General features: G+C 72.1%; 19 protein-coding genes. 11 read left to right on the top strand and 8 right to left on the bottom strand.

The window, feature by feature from the left end; translation table 11 throughout:
* Position 1: 1 nt before the first annotated feature.
* The 4 genes from Q0Z83_RS09020 (at position 2) to Q0Z83_RS09005 (ending at position 3486) form a co-directional block, all read left to right on the top strand.
* Positions 2 to 502, top strand: coding sequence for a MarR family winged helix-turn-helix transcriptional regulator (locus Q0Z83_RS09020; RefSeq protein WP_317793369.1), 501 nt, complete (start codon positions 2 to 4; stop codon positions 500 to 502).
* A gap of 83 nt (positions 503 to 585) precedes the next feature.
* Positions 586 to 1164 (top strand): Pr6Pr family membrane protein, encoded by a 579-nt coding sequence (locus Q0Z83_RS09015; protein ID WP_317793368.1) that lies wholly within the window; start codon positions 586 to 588, stop codon positions 1162 to 1164.
* 78 nt (positions 1165 to 1242) lie between these two features.
* A complete protein-coding gene (locus tag Q0Z83_RS09010) occupies positions 1243 to 2271 on the top strand; it encodes a hypothetical protein (RefSeq protein WP_317793367.1) in 1029 nt (342 codons plus the stop codon).
* 24 nt (positions 2272 to 2295) lie between these two features.
* Positions 2296 to 3486 (top strand): CaiB/BaiF CoA transferase family protein, encoded by a 1191-nt coding sequence (locus Q0Z83_RS09005; protein WP_317793366.1) that lies wholly within the window; start codon positions 2296 to 2298, stop codon positions 3484 to 3486.
* Here the strand turns inward: Q0Z83_RS09005 and Q0Z83_RS09000 are convergent.
* Genes Q0Z83_RS09000 through Q0Z83_RS08980 form a run of 5 tightly spaced genes read right to left on the bottom strand, consistent with a single transcriptional unit; the run spans position 3437 to position 6542 of the window.
* A complete protein-coding gene (locus tag Q0Z83_RS09000) occupies positions 3437 to 3649 on the bottom strand; it encodes a ferredoxin (RefSeq protein ID WP_317793365.1) in 213 nt (70 codons plus the stop codon). The two genes, Q0Z83_RS09005 and Q0Z83_RS09000, sit on opposite strands and share 50 nt — an antisense overlap.
* The gene (locus Q0Z83_RS08995) at positions 3646 to 4797 is read right to left on the bottom strand and encodes an NADH-ubiquinone oxidoreductase-F iron-sulfur binding region domain-containing protein (protein ID WP_317793364.1); all 1152 of its coding nucleotides are present in this window, start codon (positions 4795 to 4797) and stop codon (positions 3646 to 3648) included. The genes Q0Z83_RS09000 and Q0Z83_RS08995 overlap by 4 nt, the downstream gene beginning before the upstream one ends.
* A gap of 11 nt (positions 4798 to 4808) precedes the next feature.
* Positions 4809 to 5384, bottom strand: coding sequence for a ferric reductase-like transmembrane domain-containing protein (locus Q0Z83_RS08990; RefSeq protein WP_317793363.1), 576 nt, complete (start codon positions 5382 to 5384; stop codon positions 4809 to 4811).
* Entirely contained in the window at positions 5381 to 6295 is a 915-nt protein-coding gene (locus Q0Z83_RS08985) for an FAD:protein FMN transferase (protein WP_317793362.1), read from the bottom strand. The genes Q0Z83_RS08990 and Q0Z83_RS08985 overlap by 4 nt, the downstream gene beginning before the upstream one ends.
* A gap of 1 nt (position 6296) precedes the next feature.
* Positions 6297 to 6542 carry a hypothetical protein gene (locus Q0Z83_RS08980; protein WP_317793361.1) on the bottom strand — a complete coding sequence of 82 codons (246 nt, stop codon included), beginning with the start codon at positions 6540 to 6542 and terminating at the stop codon, positions 6297 to 6299.
* Between the two features lie 111 nt (positions 6543 to 6653).
* On the opposite strand from Q0Z83_RS08980, the gene Q0Z83_RS08975 reads away from it, so the two are divergent.
* From Q0Z83_RS08975 to Q0Z83_RS08965, 3 genes are all read left to right on the top strand, one after another.
* Positions 6654 to 7499 (top strand): NAD(P)-dependent oxidoreductase, encoded by an 846-nt coding sequence (locus tag Q0Z83_RS08975; RefSeq protein ID WP_317793360.1) that lies wholly within the window; start codon positions 6654 to 6656, stop codon positions 7497 to 7499.
* 65 nt (positions 7500 to 7564) lie between these two features.
* On the top strand, positions 7565 to 8260 hold the full coding sequence (locus Q0Z83_RS08970; protein ID WP_317793359.1) for a tyrosine-protein phosphatase: 696 nt from the start codon (positions 7565 to 7567) through the stop codon (positions 8258 to 8260).
* Positions 8261 to 8322: 62 nt separating this feature from the next.
* Positions 8323 to 8496, top strand: coding sequence for a CsbD family protein (locus tag Q0Z83_RS08965; protein ID WP_317793358.1), 174 nt, complete (start codon positions 8323 to 8325; stop codon positions 8494 to 8496).
* Positions 8497 to 8549: 53 nt separating this feature from the next.
* Here the strand turns inward: Q0Z83_RS08965 and Q0Z83_RS08960 are convergent, their stop codons facing one another.
* Positions 8550 to 8999, bottom strand: coding sequence for a lamin tail domain-containing protein (locus Q0Z83_RS08960; protein WP_317793357.1), 450 nt, complete (start codon positions 8997 to 8999; stop codon positions 8550 to 8552).
* A 182-nt stretch (positions 9000 to 9181) separates the two neighbouring features.
* Here Q0Z83_RS08960 and Q0Z83_RS08955 point away from each other — a divergent pair, with 182 nt between their 5' ends.
* Genes Q0Z83_RS08955 through Q0Z83_RS08940 form a run of 4 tightly spaced genes read left to right on the top strand, consistent with a single transcriptional unit; the run spans position 9182 to position 13499 of the window.
* A complete protein-coding gene (locus Q0Z83_RS08955) occupies positions 9182 to 10204 on the top strand; it encodes a cation diffusion facilitator family transporter (protein WP_317793356.1) in 1023 nt (340 codons plus the stop codon).
* A 9-nt stretch (positions 10205 to 10213) separates the two neighbouring features.
* Positions 10214 to 10570: a VOC family protein gene (locus Q0Z83_RS08950; RefSeq protein WP_317793355.1), complete on the top strand. Its 357-nt coding sequence runs from the start codon at positions 10214 to 10216 to the stop codon at positions 10568 to 10570.
* Between the two features lie 50 nt (positions 10571 to 10620).
* Complete coding sequence (locus Q0Z83_RS08945; RefSeq protein WP_317793354.1) at positions 10621 to 11271, top strand: AbfB domain-containing protein; 651 nt, start codon at positions 10621 to 10623, stop codon at positions 11269 to 11271.
* Positions 11272 to 11297: 26 nt separating this feature from the next.
* Positions 11298 to 13499 (top strand): ATP-binding protein, encoded by a 2202-nt coding sequence (locus Q0Z83_RS08940; protein ID WP_317793353.1) that lies wholly within the window; start codon positions 11298 to 11300, stop codon positions 13497 to 13499.
* Here the strand turns inward: Q0Z83_RS08940 and Q0Z83_RS08935 are convergent.
* Together Q0Z83_RS08935 and Q0Z83_RS08930 are read right to left on the bottom strand one after the other, a co-directional pair.
* On the bottom strand, positions 13418 to 13876 hold the full coding sequence (locus Q0Z83_RS08935; RefSeq protein WP_317793352.1) for a response regulator: 459 nt from the start codon (positions 13874 to 13876) through the stop codon (positions 13418 to 13420). The genes Q0Z83_RS08940 and Q0Z83_RS08935 overlap by 82 nt on opposite strands.
* A complete protein-coding gene (locus Q0Z83_RS08930) occupies positions 13869 to 15467 on the bottom strand; it encodes a PP2C family protein-serine/threonine phosphatase (protein ID WP_317793351.1) in 1599 nt (532 codons plus the stop codon). The genes Q0Z83_RS08935 and Q0Z83_RS08930 overlap by 8 nt, the downstream gene beginning before the upstream one ends.
* Positions 15468 to 15603: the final 136 nt, after the last annotated feature.

Genomic DNA, 15603 nt, shown 5'->3' with positions numbered 1-15603 from the left:
GGTGACCAGGGACGTGGTGGACGAGATCGCCGGAGCGTGGGACGCCGAACTGCCCGGCGTCGTCGGCGCCGAACTGGCCGTCAGCAAACGCGCCGCCCGACTGTCCGCGCTGCTCAACGCCCCGGTCGAGGCCCGGCTGGCGCGACTCGGACTGACCAAGGCGGAGTACGACATTCTGGCCGTGCTGCGGTCGGCCGGCGAACCCTACCGGCTACGTCCGTCGGTGCTCACCCAACGGCTCGCGCTCACCTCCGGCGGCACCAGCAACGTGCTGCGGCGGCTGACCGCCGCCGGGCTGATCGAGCGCGACCCGGACCCGTCCGACGCGCGCAGCTCCTGGGTGCGCCTGTCGGCCGACGGCGCCGTCAAGGCCGAGGAGGCGGTGCGCGCGGCGAGCGCCGCCCAGACCGCGCTGCTACGCGACGTCCCGCCCGAGGTCACGGCCACCGCCATCACCGCCCTGCGGGACATTCTGATCGCTCTGGGTGACACGGCCGACTGAACTCCTGGCGGCCGGACGGCGTACGACCGGGCATGGGAACGCGCGTGCACGCCAGTCCGCAATGGTGGTGGCGGATATCGATCGTGCTGGCAGCCGTCGTCGGGCTGTACAGCGCCGACTACCCGATCCTGGCGTACACCACGCAGAGTTCGGTCATCGCGATCGGCTACTACTGCGGGGTCCTCTACTGGATGCACCGCCGGGTGACGGTCGAGGCTGCGGCACCCCGGCTGCGGGTGGCGGTGCTGTCCTGGGTCCTGCTGAGCGGGCTGGTGCTGCACTTCGTGCTGGCCGGCGGCGCGAACCCGATTCCCGGCGTGCTCACCGGCGATCCGGCCGACGTCTCGTCGTTCCTGCTGCACTACGTGCTGCCGATCATGGTGTTCGCCGACTGGCTGCTGTTCCGCCCGTACGGCCAGGCCCGCTGGCGTGACCTGCCGGGCTGGATGCTGTTCCCGCTCGGCTACGCGGCGATCGTGCTGGCCCGCGGCGCGCTGGTGACCGGGCGCTACCCGTACCCGTTCCTGAATCCGGACCGCCGCGGCTGGGATGGCGTCGGTCTGTGGATCGCCGCGCTGGCCGTCGCGTTCGCCCTGGTGGCAGCCCTGCTGATCGCCACCGATCGACTGCGCCGCCCGAAAATGCCCACGCAGGGTCATTAACTGATCGCGCGTTTGAACCGTCGACGCTACGTGTCCGTATCTTGCACGGGGAATCACATCGATGGGGGGACGGGCGTGGTGGATCGCGACGACGGGCAGCGCCCGAGACTGCGGATAGCCGGCTACGTGTCGGGTCACGCGGAACCGGTGGACGGCCAGGAGCCCGCCCCGGTCGCCGAACCCGGCCCCACGCCGCGACCACTGCCCATGACGCTCCCGAACATCTCCGACTACTGGCCGGACCGGGGTCGACGGCCGGCACCCGCGGCACCGCCGGAACCCCGTGAGCGGCACCGGAAACGGCCGGTCATCACGGTCGGGCTACTCGCCGGGCTGGTGATCACCGGCACTCTCCTGCTGACCCGCCCCGATTCCCCGCCCGACCGGCAGCAACAGGAGCTGGCCGCACCGGCGAGCACCACCACCACTCAGCCGACCACCGCCCCGGTCAGCGTCGCTCCCTCCACCACCGCGCCGACCACACCGGCCGCCCCGGCCCCGGCGCCGCCGCCCGATCAGCCCGAGAAGATCACCGCGGCCAGGTTCGTACTCACCACCGGCGTCACCCGGCTCGACGTCCGTACCGCCGACCTGGACGGCGACGACTTCCGGGTCACCACCCCCAAGGACTCCGGCCTCGACGTGGACGCCGACTTCAAGGACGGCACCCTCAGCGTCAGCGCCGAACCGGACGGCCGGGAGAACGGCAGCGGCCGGGTCGACGTGCTGCTCAGTAAGGACATCGTGTGGCGGCTGCGGATGGGCGCGGGCGTGCACACCGCGACGTTCGACATGAACGGCGGCACGGTCAGCGACATCGACCTGATCGGTGGCGCGCAGACCATCGAGATCGAACTGGGCCGCCTCGACCGTACGCTGCCGATCCTGATGGCCGGTGGAGTGCACACCTGGAAGATCCGCACGTCCGAGAAGGTGCCGGTGAAGGTGGCCTTCACCGGCGGCGCCGGTGACGTCACCCTCTACGGCGACGAGAAGGGCGGGGTGAGCGGCGGCGACACCGTCCGCAAGGGCGACCTGGACGACGAACCGGGGCTGAACATCGACGCCGAGGCGGGTATCGGCTTCCTTGACATCTCCCGCGACTGACGTCTCCTCGGTAGCGTCCCGGTCATGACCGCTCCCCTGGACGGCCTGCTGGTCGCCGACTTCAGCCGGGTCCTGGCCGGGCCGCTCGCCACGATGACGCTGGCCGACCTGGGCGCCACGGTCGTCAAGGTGGAACGCCCGGGCAGCGGCGACGACACCCGCGGCTGGGGTCCGCCGTGGACGGCCGGTTCGTCGGCGTACTTCGACGGACTCAACCGGAGCAAATACAGTCTCGCCCTCGACCTGACCGCCGACCGGGACCTGTCGGCCGCCCGTGAGCTCGCGGCCCGCGCCGACGTGCTGGTGCACAACCTGCGACCGGCCGGGATGCGCGGGTTCGGGCTCGACTACGAGACGGTCGCGGAGATCAACCCGGCGGTCGTCTACTGCACGGTCACCGGATTCGGGCCGGACACCGACCTGCCCGGCTACGACTTCCTGGTGCAGGCCGTCGGCGGCCTGATGAGCATCACCGGCGATCCGCACGGTGATCCGACGAAGGCCGGGGTCGCGCTGGTCGACGTGCTGACCGCCAAGGACGCGACGATCGGCATCCTGGCCGCGCTGCACAAACGCGAACGTACCGGCCACGGCGACCACGTCCAGGTGAACCTGCTGTCCAGCCTGCTCGGCAGCCTGGTCAACCAGGCCTCCGGATACCTGGCGACAGGCACCGCGCCGGGCCGGATGGGCAACCGGCATCCGTCGATCGCCCCCTACGAGACCCTGCGTTGCGCGGACGGGCCGATCGCGGTGGCCTGCGGCAACGACCGCCAGTTCGGCCGGCTCTGCGCTGAGCTGGGGATCGCGTCGGTGGCCGGGGATCCGCGGTTCGCCGACAATCCGGCCCGGGTCGCCCATCGCGACGAACTGGTCGCCGCCCTGGAGAAGGCGCTGGCCGCCGACACCGCCGCGAACTGGGAACGGCGTCTGACCGCCGCGGGGGTCCCGGCCGGGCTGGTCGGCGACATCGGCGACGCGATCCGCCGGGCCGACTCCCACGGTCTGGAACCGCTGGTCGCGCTGCCGAGCGGCGGTGCCCAGATCCGCCACCCGATCACCTGGACCCGGGCGTCGGTCGCCCGCGCCGCCGACCCGCCCGCCCTCGGCGAGCACACCGAGACCCTGCGGGCCTGGCTCTCCGACACCTCCGGAGCACCACTCCCTAGCCTTCCGCGCGGACCAGGCGCAACGCCAGCGCCGGGCAACGGCTGACCGCCTCGCGGGCTTCGCCCGCCAGAGCCACCGGCACGGTCAGGTCACCGCCGGTCCGCGCGGCCGGATAGCCCCAATCGTCCTCCACCAGCAGTTCCGGCAGGAGTTCGGTGCACAGCCCCCGCCCGTCGCAGGCCGTCCAGTCGATGTGCAGCCGGTTCATCGCCCCTCCTCGGCCAGGCAGTGTCCGGACAGGTGCGCGGCGACGTCGGTGTCGAAGGCGCGCATCGCGCTCAGGACCAGACGGGCCGTGCCGTCCGGGTGGCGGCAGGCACCCCGGCCGGTGACCAGCCGGGCCAGGCGGTCCACCTCGGCGGGCAGCCCCGGCCGAACCCGGCGCAGCGCCAGGTCGGAGAGGGTCTGCGCCATCCGGGGCAGGCCGTTGACACACGGGCCGCACTGCCCGGCGACCGCCCCGGCCAGGTAGCTCGCGATCCGGGCGCTCTCCACCAGCCCGCAGGACCCGGCCGGCAAGGCGACCACCACACCCGCGCCCGGGGAGGCGCCGTAGCGGGCCATCGCGGCCCGGCTGACCGGTAGATCGGGGTCGGCCGGCACCCAGCCGCCGTGATATCCGCCGACCAGGACCGCCCGCAACCGGCCGGTCGGTCCACCGGCGGCGGCGATCAGGTCACCGAGCCGGACGCCGTACCCGGCTTCGACGACCGCCCCGGGCCGTCGCACCGCGCCGCTGATCGTGGCCAGGAAGGTGCCCGGCTCGTCGGCGGTTCCGGCGGCCCGGAACCAGCCCGGCCCGTACCGTGCGATCAGCGCCAGATGGGCGAGTGTCTCGACGTTCTGGACCAGGGTCGGCGCGCCGCCGGCGCCGGACTCGGTGATCCGGATCCGCTTGTCGGCCGGCACCGCGTCGCGCCCGGTGACCGCCGCGACCGCCGCCGACTCCTCACCGGAGACGAACGCGTCGGGCGCGGTCCGGAGCTCGACCGGAAGCGATCTCAGTGAGCTGTGGGCCCCGGCCGGTGCGTACAGGTAGGTGGTTCGCGCTCCGACCGCCCGGGCGACCAGCTCGAGCCCGTCCACGATCAGGTCGGGCGCCGCGGTGAGCAGGGCCTTGTCCTTGCCGGAAGCCGGTTCGCCCTCGGCGGCGTTCGCGATCACCACGGCCGGTCGGCCGGCGGCGGCGACCGCGGCGAGTTTGCGCCACACCGGGAAACCCGCTCCCCCACGCCCGGTGATCCCGGCGTCGCGGGCCATGGCGATGATCTCGGCGCCGGTCAGTGCGGGCAGCGGTCCGTGCCCCGAACCGCTCGACAGTCGTGACTCCGACGCGACGACCGAACTGGTGGTCATACGGCTCTCCTTCAACGAGAAAGGGTCAAGGGGCGACGGCGGGCCGCTCGGCCCGCGAAGGCCTCGAAACCGGCGGAGGTACGCCAGACGACCGCCGCCACCACGACGGCGAGGCAGGCGAGCGAGATCGCCCACAGCCACCAGGTGCCCGAGTCACTTCCGGCGCCGAGACCGTGGGCGAGGGCGACCGGCCAGCAGAGGTAGCCCGCCCAGTGCACGGCCCGCCAGGCCGGGGCTCCGATCCGGTGCCGGAGCAGGCTGGTCGCCACGATCGCGAGGATCAGGTCCAGGGCCACCGTGCCGAGCCCCTGCCAGAACGGGCTGTACTCGCCGACGAACGGCACCACCAGATCGATCAGGTCCAGCTTCGCGTACGAGTCGAACAGCAGCGCGACCACGTGGCCGGCCAGAAACACCACGCTGAGCAGGGCGGCGTTGCGGTGGACCAGGCTGACCGCGAAACGCGGCAACCCGAACGCCGGCCGTCCGGACCGGGCACCGACACCGAGCGCCACCACCACGGTCAGCAGGATCAGCGAGACGACCCCGCTGCCCCGGGCGAAATACCAGAGCGCGTCGTCGCTCATCGCGGCCACCCGCCGAGTTCGACGACCTCCAGCGACGGGCTGACCAGCCGGCTCGGCACGTCTCGCAACAGTGCCGGGGCGTCGTGCCCGCGAACGATCGCGGCCGTGCTGAGCGTATTGGCCCGCAGGCAACTGAACGCCGCCACCGACACCGTCCGCCAGACGCGCGCCGCCGGCCGCCCGGTGGCCGGGTCGACGATGTGGTGCACCAGCTCACCGGGCCGCCCCCAGGTGCGCCCGGCGGTGCTGGAGGTGGCCAGGGCGGCCCCCGCGGGCAGCCGGATCGTGCACGCCGGGTCACCGGACCGGTCCTGCACCAGCACCTGCCAGCCACCGTCCGGGGCGGGTCCGGCGGTGGCGATGTCCCCGCCCAGCGCGACCAGCACCCCGGTGCCGAGCCGTTCGGCGATCCGGGTGGCGGCCCGGTCGGCGGCGACCGCCTTGGCGGTGGCCCCGAGATCGAGCAGAACCCCGTGCGGAACGGTCAGCTCCCGCCCGAGCAACCGGACCGACCGCCAGTCCGGAGCCGGGAAGACCCGGACGCCGGTGCCCACGACCCGACCCGCGAGCCGCGCGAAGTCCCGGTCGTAGCCGAGTGCGCAGAGCGCGCCGCCGACGGTCGGGTCGACCGCCCCGCCGGTCTGCCGGGCCGCGTCCAGGGCGGCGCCGACCAGTTCGGCGAGCAGTGAGCTGACCACGATCGGCCGCCCGCCGCCCCGGCACACGTCCCGGATCTCGGAGTCCGGCCGGAACCGGCTGCACGCCGCGTCGACCGCTGCCAACTCGGTCCGGAGCAGGTCGGCGGCCCGGTCACGCCGTGCCGGGTCGGTGACGACCAGCCGGGCCACGGTTCCCCAGACGTCCCACTGCGCGGTGTCCGCGCCGACCGGGAGTGTCTCGACGAGCGGCATCTCAGGAACCTCCCGAGGTCGCCTGCGAGCTGCTGCCGCTGTCGCCGCTGGAGACGACCGGCGAGTCGGTGGCCGCCGAGGAGCTCGAAGACGATGACGATGACGATGACGTCGACGAAGCCGACGTGGTCGACGACGAATCGGCCGCCTGTGCCGCCAGGCCGATCCCGGCGGTGGCCGCCAGACCCGCCACGACCAGGGCTCCGGTCACCAGTGTGGCGCGTCGTCGCCCGATGTCCCGCTGCATGTGATCCCCCTTCATCCGGTTCCGGGGACAACCCTGCGCGCGAAGTCTCGCCGACACCTTTGTGATCCCTGTGCGGTGTCTGTCAGTGTCGCCGGGCAGTAGGTTGCGTAGATGAAGATCATTGGGCTGGTCGGTGCCGGCCACATGGGTGCGGGACTCGGCTGGGCGTTGCGAGCGGGCGGGCACGATGTCGTCACGTCGCTGGCGGGCCGTTCGGAGCGCACCGGCCGCCTGGCCCGCGACGCCGGGTTGCGGCTGCTCCCCGGTCTCACCGACGTGCTGGCCGAGGCGGACGTGGTCCTCGTCGTCACCCCGCCCGGTGCCGCGCTCGACGCGGCCCGGGAGATCGCCGCTGCCGCCGAGGGAACGGCCCGTCCGCTGGTCGTGGACATGAACGCCGTCTCCCCGTCAACCGTGACCGCGTCCGCGGAGGTGCTGACCGCGGCGGGTTTCGACCTCGTCGACGGCGCGATCTCCGGCCCGCCGCCCACGGTCCGGCCCGGAGCGCGGCTCTACCTGTCCGGGCCACGGGCCGCCGAGGTCGCGGATCTGCGGTGGACACACGCCGGCCCGGTGGTGGTCGGCGACCGGGTCGGCGCGGCGAGCGCGGTGAAGATGTCCACCGCGTCGGTGTACAAGGGGCTGATGGGCCTGATGACCCAGGCGGTACGGGCGGCGGCCGCACACGGTGTGCTGGAGCCGGTGATGGCCGACCTCGGGGAGGAGTTCGGTACGCCGTACGAGATGGCGCTCGCCGCGGCCAAGGCCCACCGTTACGTCGCGGAGATGCGGGAGATCGCGCTGTCGCAGTCGGCGGCGGGTCTGCCGCCGGCGTTGTTCGAGGCGTTCGCCGAGGTCTGGTCGGACATCGCGACCCGGCCGCTGGCCGCAGACGATCCGGAGACCGTGCCCCGGGAGATCACCGCCCGCCGGATCGCCGACGGCCTGACCGACTGATCGGATCCACTCGACCGCGACCCGCGACAGTCCACTGCGGAGCCCCGCTGTGGCAGGCTCTCGGCGTGGGCATCGATCGGGATCTGGACTGGGACGGCTGTGTCAACGTCCGCGACCTGGGTGGGCTGCCGACCGGCGACGGTCGGGTCACCAGGCGCGGTTCGATCGTGCGGGCGGACAGTCTGGATCGGCTGAGCGCCGACGGGTGGGCGGCCCTGCACGCCTACGGTGTCCGCACGGTCGTGGATCTCCGGGAGGCCGACGAGCGTACCGCCGAGGTGGTCCGCCCGGACGGGATCACCGTGGTGACCGTGGCGCTGGACGACAACGACGACGCCGACTTCTGGTATCGGCTGATCGACGACGAGGCCGACGGCACACCGCTCTACTACCGTTCGTTCCTGGAGCACAAGTCCGATCGCTGTGTGCTGGCGCTGACCGAGGTGGCCCGGGCCGCGCCCGGTGCGGTGGTGGTGCACTGTGGGATCGGCCGGGACCGGACCGGGCTGATCGCTCTGTTGCTGCTGGCTCTGGCCGGGGTGACCGCGGACGCGATCGTCGCCGACTACACGTTGAGCGAGGCCCGCCTGCGCGCCTATTTCGGCGACGAACGGGATCCGATCGCCGAGCGGCTGGCCGAGCAGGGCACCACGATCGGCGAGGTGCTGCACCGGCTCCTCGACGGCTTCGATGTGGACTCCGGGCTGGCACTGACGGACGCGGACCGGGCGGCGATCCGGGCACGACTTCTGGGTGACTGACGATTGAGGCCGGGATTCACGGGTATGGCCATACACGTACATCCGTGATCTGGAGGTGTCCGATGGCTTTCGATGACAAGGTCGACAACAAGGCCGAGGAGATCGGCGGCAAGGTCAAGGAGGGCGTCGGCAAGGCCACCGACGACGAACGCCTCGAGGCCGAGGGCAAGGCCGACCAGAGCAGCGCGAACCTCAAGCAGGCCGGCGAGAAGATCAAGGACGTCTTCCGTTCCTGACGGACCTCCTCACCGTGGGCCCGGACCGCTGCGGCGGTCCGGGCCGCAGTGTTTCAGCAGTTCACGTTGGTACGGCCGACCTGCGCCGTCCACCCGCAGGTGTCCTGGACGGTGCCGCCCCGGGTGCGCAGGGTGGCCGTGTCGCCGGCGTTGTTCCACACGTAACCGCCGGAGTTCCAGTACCGGTGGGTGGCGGTGTCGGTGCCCTTGCCGGTGTGCAGGTAGAGCACACCGCCCCGGCCGGCGATGGTGACGTTGTCGAAGGTGTAGGACCGCACCTCGTCGGCGACCCGCCAGCCTTTCAGGTTGACCGCCGTCGTACCGGTGTTGACCAGGGCGATCCACTCCGCGTTGAGGCTGCCGTTGGTGCGGTCGTCCTTACCCGGCGAGTCGTACTGGACACTCTGGAACCGCAGTGCCGGGGCGGCGGCCTGGACGGGCGCGGCCAGGGAGAGGGCGGCTCCGAGGGCGACGATGACGACCCCGGGCAATGGGCGAAGCATGCGATCTCCTGTCAGGCTGGTCGGAAAGCCGCATTCTTCCCGTCCGACCTGATAATCCGCTGAACAACACGCGCGGTTCACTCTTCCGAGGCACCCGACCACAACTGCCAACTCCGCGTTTCTGCAGGTGATTGGCAGTTGCCGGGTTGTCGCGGCGCTAGTGGCGGGCGTACGGTGTCCGGGTGGCCGAACACGAGCACCACCACCCGCACCGGCACGGTCTCCGCCATCTGCTGAAACCGCACTCGCACGACACCGCCGACCGGGTCGACAGCGCCCTGGAGGCCTCCCGTGACGGCCTGCGGGCGCTGTGGATCTCCCTGGCCGGGCTCGGAGTCACCGCCGCCGTGCAGGCCGTGATCGTGGCGATGTCCGGTTCGGTGGCCCTGCTCGGCGACACCGTGCACAACGTCGCCGACGCGCTCACCGCGGTTCCACTGGGTCTCGCGTTCTGGCTCGGTCGGCGGGCCGCGACCAGGGCGTACACCTATGGTTTCGGCCGTGCCGAGGATCTCGCCGGGGTGCTGATCGTGGCGGTGATCGCCGCGTCCGCGGTCGCGTCGGCGTGGTTCGCCGTCGACCGGCTGATGCATCCGCAGGCCCTCAGCCACCTGCCGTGGGTGCTGGCCGCCGGGATCGTCGGGTTCGCCGGCAACGAGATCGTGGCCCGCTACCGGATCGCGGTGGGCCGCCGGATCGGCTCGGCGGCGCTCGTGGCCGACGGGCTGCACGCCCGGACCGACGGGTTCACCTCGCTCGCCGTGGTGGCCGCCGCGGGTGGCGCGTGGCTCGGCTGGGGCTGGGCCGACCCGGTGGTCGGCATCGCGATCACGGTGGCGATCCTGTTCGTGCTCAAGGGCGCGGCCCGGCAGGTCTACCACCGGCTGATGGACCGGGTCGATCCGGATCTGGTCGACCACGCCGAGCAGCATCTGCGCGAGATCGACGGGGTGCGTGACGTGTCCGGGCTGCGGCTGCGCTGGATCGGCCATTCGCTGCACGCCGAGGCCGGCATCGTCGTCGACGCCCACCTGTCGCTGCTGGCCGCGCACGAGATCGCCGCCGACGCCGAGCACCAGCTCACCCACCACGTCCCCCGCCTGACATCGGCGATCGTGCACGTCGACCCGGACAGTCATCCCGGCGACGGCCACCACACCGAGCTGTCCCACGAGCCGCGGAGGAATGCCGTACCGGCGGGCTGATGTGCCCCGATGAAACTTCGCCATCTCGGCCTGCCGGTGCGTGATCACGAGCGCAGCCTGGCCTTCTACACCCGCTGGTTCGGTTTCGACCCGGCGAGCGCCACGACGTATCCGGACGGCACCGTGATCGTCCGTGACGCCGACGGTTTCGATCTCGCACTGCACCCCGTCACCGAGGTCGGGCCGGCGCCCGGATTCCTCCATTTCGGGTTCGCGCTGGCCGACGCCGAGGCCGTGCGTGACCTGCACGGCCGGCTACTGGCCGCCGGTGTCCCGGTGATCGAGTTCGACGAGGAGCCCGAGCTGGTGTCCCTCAAGTGCCTCGACCCGGACGGCTGGCGCGTGGAGGTCTACTGGGAGCCCTGATCCGCGCCCGGTAACGTTCGCGGACGGAAGCAGTGGAAGAGGAGACATCGATGACCGACCAGGCTCCCGGGCCGCAGCGGCCCGGCACCGTCTACGGGCGCGGCGGTGTGGATGTCCGTAAGGGCGAGCCGGACCGGCTGCCCCGGGCCATGATCGCCGGCGTCGGTGTGGGTGTGGTCGCCGTCCTCGGGCTCGGCTACGCGGCGTGGAGCAGCACCGGCGGCGGCGAGGAGAAACCCGCGGCCGCGGCGACGACGACCGCCCCGGCCGCCCCCACGGCCGTCCCGGAGTCGACAGTGACGGCGAAACCGCAGCTGGCCGCCGGTTCCTGGCTGCTGTCGCCACTCGGTGACGAGGACACCTATCTGACCGCCAACGGGGATTACGCGAAGATGTCCCCGGCCGATCCGGCCACGCTGACGGTGAGCGCCGGTCTGGCCGACGACACCTGCTTCTCGTTCCGGCTCGAGGATGGCCGCTACCTGCGGCATTTCGACTACCGGCTGCGGTTCGACGCCTCCGACGACTCGGATCTGTTCCGGTCCGACGCCACGTTCTGCCAGGAGGCCGGCACCGACGTCGGCACGGTCCGGCTGCGCTCCAAGAACTACCCGGACCATCTGGTGCATCGGCGCGACGACGAGTCGCTCTACATCGACAAGGAATCGGGGACGTCGTTCATGGTGCAGGTGCCGTCCTGAGCACGCCGGGCTGGCTACCCGAGCGTGTGGTCGCGGCCGAGCACGAGGCCGGCGGCGGTTTCGACCTGACGGCCTGTGTGCAGGAGCCGATCCATCTGCTGGGCGGCGTCCAGTCGTACGGCGCCCTGATCGCGATCCAAACCGGCATGATCACGGTGACCAGCGAGAACGCCGAGCGGATGCTCGGCGTCACCGACCTGCTCGGCACCCCGGCGACCCGTCTGCTGGACGCGGCTCAGCTGACCGCGTTGGAGGCACTGACCGACGCGGACACCGGGCAGACCGCGATGATGCCGGTGACCACGACGGCCGAGGCCGGCGCCGCCCGGTTCGACGTGACGGTGCACCGGTCGGACGGGTTGCTGGTGCTGGAGTTCGAGCCGGCCGGCGCGGCCCACGACTTCCCGGCGATCTACACCCCGATCCGGCAGGCGCTGATCCGGCTGCAGATGGCGGGCACGGTGGTCGAGGCCTGCCGGGCCGCGGTGCGCGAAGTCCGGGCGATCACCGGATACGACCGGGTGGTCGCCTACCGGTTCGAGACGCTGGACGGCCCGGGTGAGGTGATCGCCGAGGACGTGGCCGACGGCGGGGAGCCCTGGCTGGGCCTGTGGTTCCCGGCCACCGACATCCCGCCGCAGGCCCGCCGGCTTTATGAGCGCAACTGGATCCGGGTGATCGCCGACGCCGACGACACGACCGCGCGCCTGTCCGGGCCGATCGACCTGTCGATGTCGGTGCTGCGCACGGTGTCGCCGTTCCACCTGGAGTACCTACGCAACATCGGGGTCCGCTCGTCGATGTCGGTGTCGCTGCTGTCCGGCGGCCGACTGTGGGGGCTGATCGCCTGTCACGGCCGCGACGTCACCACACTGAGCCCACAGGTCCGGGCGGCGTGCGAGTTCTTCGGGGTGGCGTTGTCCCTGCATCTGGCGGCGCTGCGGGAGCGCGACGGCGCGGCCGCACGGGACCGGTCGCGAACCTTGATCGCCCGCCTGCTGGAGAACGCGTCGGCCGGTCCGACCCGGTCGTGGCCACTCGATCCGGACGGCATGGCCGGGGTCATCGGCTGTGACGCGGTGCTGATCCGCGCCGAGGGCCGGGTGTCGGTGCACGGCACCGATCCGGGGCCGGAGCTGGTGGGCGCGCTGCTCGCGGCGCTGCCGGTGCCGCACGGGGGCACGCTGTGGCACAGCGATCGGCTCGGTGAGGATCTGCCCGAACTGGCCGGCCGGTCCCCGGCGCTGTGCGGTGCGCTGGTGCTGCCCTCCGGCCCGGACGGCGATCTGATCGTGTGGCTGCGCGGCGAGCGGACCGTGTCGCGGCGCTGGGCCACCGACCCGGACCAGCCGGTGATGCTGGGTCCGCACGGCCGGCGGCTGACCCCGCGCGGGTCGACGGCGGTATATCTGGCGTCGGTACGAGGGCGGAGCCTGCCCTGGTCGGCGAACGATCTGGCGATGGCGGTCGAGCTGGGCCGGGCCGTGGTCGGGGTGGCGGTGGCGCAAGCCCGGCGGGTGTCCGCCCTGAATGTGGAGTTGACCCGGAGCAACGTCGACCTGGACTCGTTCGCGCACGCGGCCGCCCACGACCTGAAGGAACCGTTACGCGGGATCGCGAACACGGCGACGTTCATCGCCGAGGACGCGGCCGACGCGCTGGACGAGGTGACCGCACGGCGGCTCGCGTCCATCCAGCGGCTCGCGGCACGGATGGATGAGCTGCTCAACGCCCTTCTGTACTACTCGCGCCTGGGGCGTACCGACCTGCATCGGGAGAAGCTGGACCTACGGGAGGCGGTGACCCGGGCGATGGAGGTGGCCGGTCCACGGCTGCGGGAGGCCGACATGACGGTCGCGTTGCCCGCCTCCGGCACGACGATCACCGCCGACCCGGTGCTGCTCGATCAGGTGCTGGTGAACCTGCTGGTGAATGCGGCGAAGTACGCGCGCCCGGACGGTCCACGGTCGGTGTCGGTGACCGGTGGCGACGAGCTGGTCGTCCAGGACAACGGCATCGGCATGCCGCCGCATCTGCGGGAGCAGGCGTTCCAGCTGTTCCGGCGGCTGCATCCGGCGACCGCCGGGTTCGACGGCTCGGGCGCGGGCCTGGCGATCGTGCGCCGGATCGTGGAGCGGCACGGCGGTCAGGTCTGGGCGGAGGACTCCCCCGGCGGCGGCGCGACCATCCGGGCCACGTTCCCCGACCGGGCCCGCGATCTCCAGTAGTCGAGGGTCTGGCTGAGCACGCTCTGGAAGAGGGCGAAGTTCAGCGGCTTGTAGACGTAACTGTCGGCCCCGGCGGCGTGGCAGGCGTCCGCCTCGGCCTGGTCCTCCGACGACGTGAACACGACCAGGCGCAGTTCGTCGAGGTCGGGCCGGGCCCGGATCGAGCGGATCACGTCGAGGCCGCTCTCGCCGGGCATGTTGAGGTCGAGCAGGACGAGCCATGGCCGTTCCCGGCCGGGTTCGGAGAGCCCGGCCAGCACGTCGGCGCCGGAACGGTGGAACTCGCGCCGCAGCGCCGGGTGCGACCGGCTGATCGCCCGTTCGATGGCCTCGACGTCCTCGTCGCTGTCCTCGACCACATAAATGAGGTCACTCATCGTGAACCGGCCCTTTCGCGCGGATCGCCAGGACCGCGATGTCGTCGGTGCCTGACCCGCCGAAGGCGGCTGATGCCGTGCTCAACTGGTGGACCAGTTCGCTCAGCGGGCGGCCCCGGAGCCGGTCGAGAGTCTCGCCGAGCGCCTGGTCCTCGAACATCACACCGTGCGTGTCGCGGCTCTCGGTCAGCCCGTCGGTGAACAGGATCAGCGTGTCACCCGGAGCCAGGACCAGCCGGGACTCACCGAGCCGCGGTTCGGGGAGCACCCCGAGCGGTGACCCGCCGCCGGTGCCGCGCTCCGGGCCGGAGGCGTGCCGCATCACCACCGGAGCGGGATGCCCCGCGGACACCCAGTCGACCTCGACCCCGTCGCCGGTGAGCCGGAGCCGCGCCACGCCGGCCGTGACGAACCGCCACGATCCGTCCAGCCGCAGTCGAGCGTTGAGCCTGGTCATCGCCCGGATCGGGGTGGCACCCTCCTGCAGCAGCGCGGCCAGCGTGTGCCGGGCCATCCCGGTCAACGCGGCGGCGTCCACACCACGCCCGCAGACGTCACCGACCAGCGCGGCCACGCTGCCGTCAGCGCCGGACACCACGTCGTAGAAGTCACCGCCCACCTCGAGGATCCGGTCGCCGACCAGGTAGGAGGCGGCGAGCTCGAGCCCGCCGACGTCCGGCAGCCGGGTGGGCAGCAGATGCTGCTGCATGGTGACGACATCCCGGCGCCGCCGCTCGTACCGGGTGCCGTTGTCGATCGCGAGCGCCGCCCGGGACGCCAGGTCACGCAGGAACGAGGTCGGCGGAATCGCGCTCGCGTCCCGGTCGAAGAGGAAGACCAGCGCACCGACGATCTCCCCGCGGGCCCGCAGCGGTTGCAGGTCGACCGACCGGGTGGACAGCAGGGTGGTGTCGGCGGGCGGCGCCGTGCCACCGAGGATCGTCCGGCCGACCAGGTGGTCCAGGTGGGCGACGACGGCCGGATCGGCGAGCAGCGCGGACAGCCGGCGCATGTCGACGTGCACCGAGCTGCGCAGCACCGGCCGCCCGTCCTCGGTCACGAACACGAGACAGCCCTCGGCGATCGCCGGAACCGCCATCCGCGGCACCCGCTGCATCGTCTGGGTGGTGTCGAGGACCTGATCCATCTGCAGCGAGGCCTCGGCCAGCAGCGCGTCGCGAGTCTGCTGCGCCTGCTCGACCCGCCGCTGCCCGAGCAGCCGGATCGCCTCGCGGGTCACCTCGATCACCTGCCCGAGACAGGCGCGGACGACCGGCACGTCAGCGCTCGCGTCGACGGCCACGAGGATGGTGCCGGCGGCTTCCCCGGCCAGGTCGAACCGGTCCCGCAGCACCTCCGAGAAGCCCAATTCGGACAACCCTCCAGCGGTACGCCCAGAGGCGATCGCCCGAGCCAGCTCCCGATTGGCCCCTTCCAGCGGAACACCGGTCCACCGGTATTCGAGAACCGAGTCGTCCGGCCCGTGCCGCAGCCCCCAGACGGCGACCACACCGGACAGCGCCTGCAGGGGCGGCAGAATCAGCTGGGCGAGCTCATCCCGGGCACTGATGCGCCCGACGGAGGTCCACATCCGGTGCAGCGTCGCAGCCCACCCCAGATCGGCATCCCCCACCGCCAGTCACCCTCCCAGCCCCCACCAACCACGCCCTGTTTATATCGCCGATCCGTGATCAGCGTAAACGGCCCCGCTCGCCACACCCCGCCGA

The sequence above is a fragment of the Actinoplanes sichuanensis genome (assembly GCF_033097365.1).
GTDB classification, from domain to species: domain Bacteria; phylum Actinomycetota; class Actinomycetes; order Mycobacteriales; family Micromonosporaceae; genus Actinoplanes; species Actinoplanes sichuanensis.
The sequence above is the reverse complement of the archived record's forward strand: the minus strand, read 5'-3'. Positions and strand labels throughout refer to the sequence as shown.

Bases quoted from the DNA above. Each gene is read 5' to 3' on its own strand.
- Q0Z83_RS08995 (WP_317793364.1), bottom strand. From the start codon at position 4,797: ATGACCACCAGTTCGGTCGTCGCGTCGGAGTCACGACTGTCGAGCGGT.
- Q0Z83_RS08985 (WP_317793362.1), bottom strand. From the start codon at position 6,295: ATGCCGCTCGTCGAGACACTCCCGGTCGGCGCGGACACCGCGCAGTGG.
- Q0Z83_RS08950 (WP_317793355.1), top strand. From the start codon at position 10,214: ATGAAACTTCGCCATCTCGGCCTGCCGGTGCGTGATCACGAGCGCAGC.
- Q0Z83_RS08990 (WP_317793363.1), bottom strand. From the start codon at position 5,384: ATGAGCGACGACGCGCTCTGGTATTTCGCCCGGGGCAGCGGGGTCGTC.
- Q0Z83_RS09005 (WP_317793366.1), top strand. From the start codon at position 2,296: ATGACCGCTCCCCTGGACGGCCTGCTGGTCGCCGACTTCAGCCGGGTC.
- Q0Z83_RS08980 (WP_317793361.1), bottom strand. From the start codon at position 6,542: ATGCAGCGGGACATCGGGCGACGACGCGCCACACTGGTGACCGGAGCC.
- Q0Z83_RS08960 (WP_317793357.1), bottom strand. From the start codon at position 8,999: ATGCTTCGCCCATTGCCCGGGGTCGTCATCGTCGCCCTCGGAGCCGCC.
- Q0Z83_RS08945 (WP_317793354.1), top strand. From the start codon at position 10,621: ATGACCGACCAGGCTCCCGGGCCGCAGCGGCCCGGCACCGTCTACGGG.
- Q0Z83_RS08975 (WP_317793360.1), top strand. From the start codon at position 6,654: ATGAAGATCATTGGGCTGGTCGGTGCCGGCCACATGGGTGCGGGACTC.
- Q0Z83_RS08935 (WP_317793352.1), bottom strand. From the start codon at position 13,876: ATGAGTGACCTCATTTATGTGGTCGAGGACAGCGACGAGGACGTCGAG.
- Q0Z83_RS08930 (WP_317793351.1), bottom strand. From the start codon at position 15,467: ATGTGGACCTCCGTCGGGCGCATCAGTGCCCGGGATGAGCTCGCCCAG.
- Q0Z83_RS08965 (WP_317793358.1), top strand. From the start codon at position 8,323: ATGGCTTTCGATGACAAGGTCGACAACAAGGCCGAGGAGATCGGCGGC.
- Q0Z83_RS09000 (WP_317793365.1), bottom strand. From the start codon at position 3,649: ATGAACCGGCTGCACATCGACTGGACGGCCTGCGACGGGCGGGGGCTG.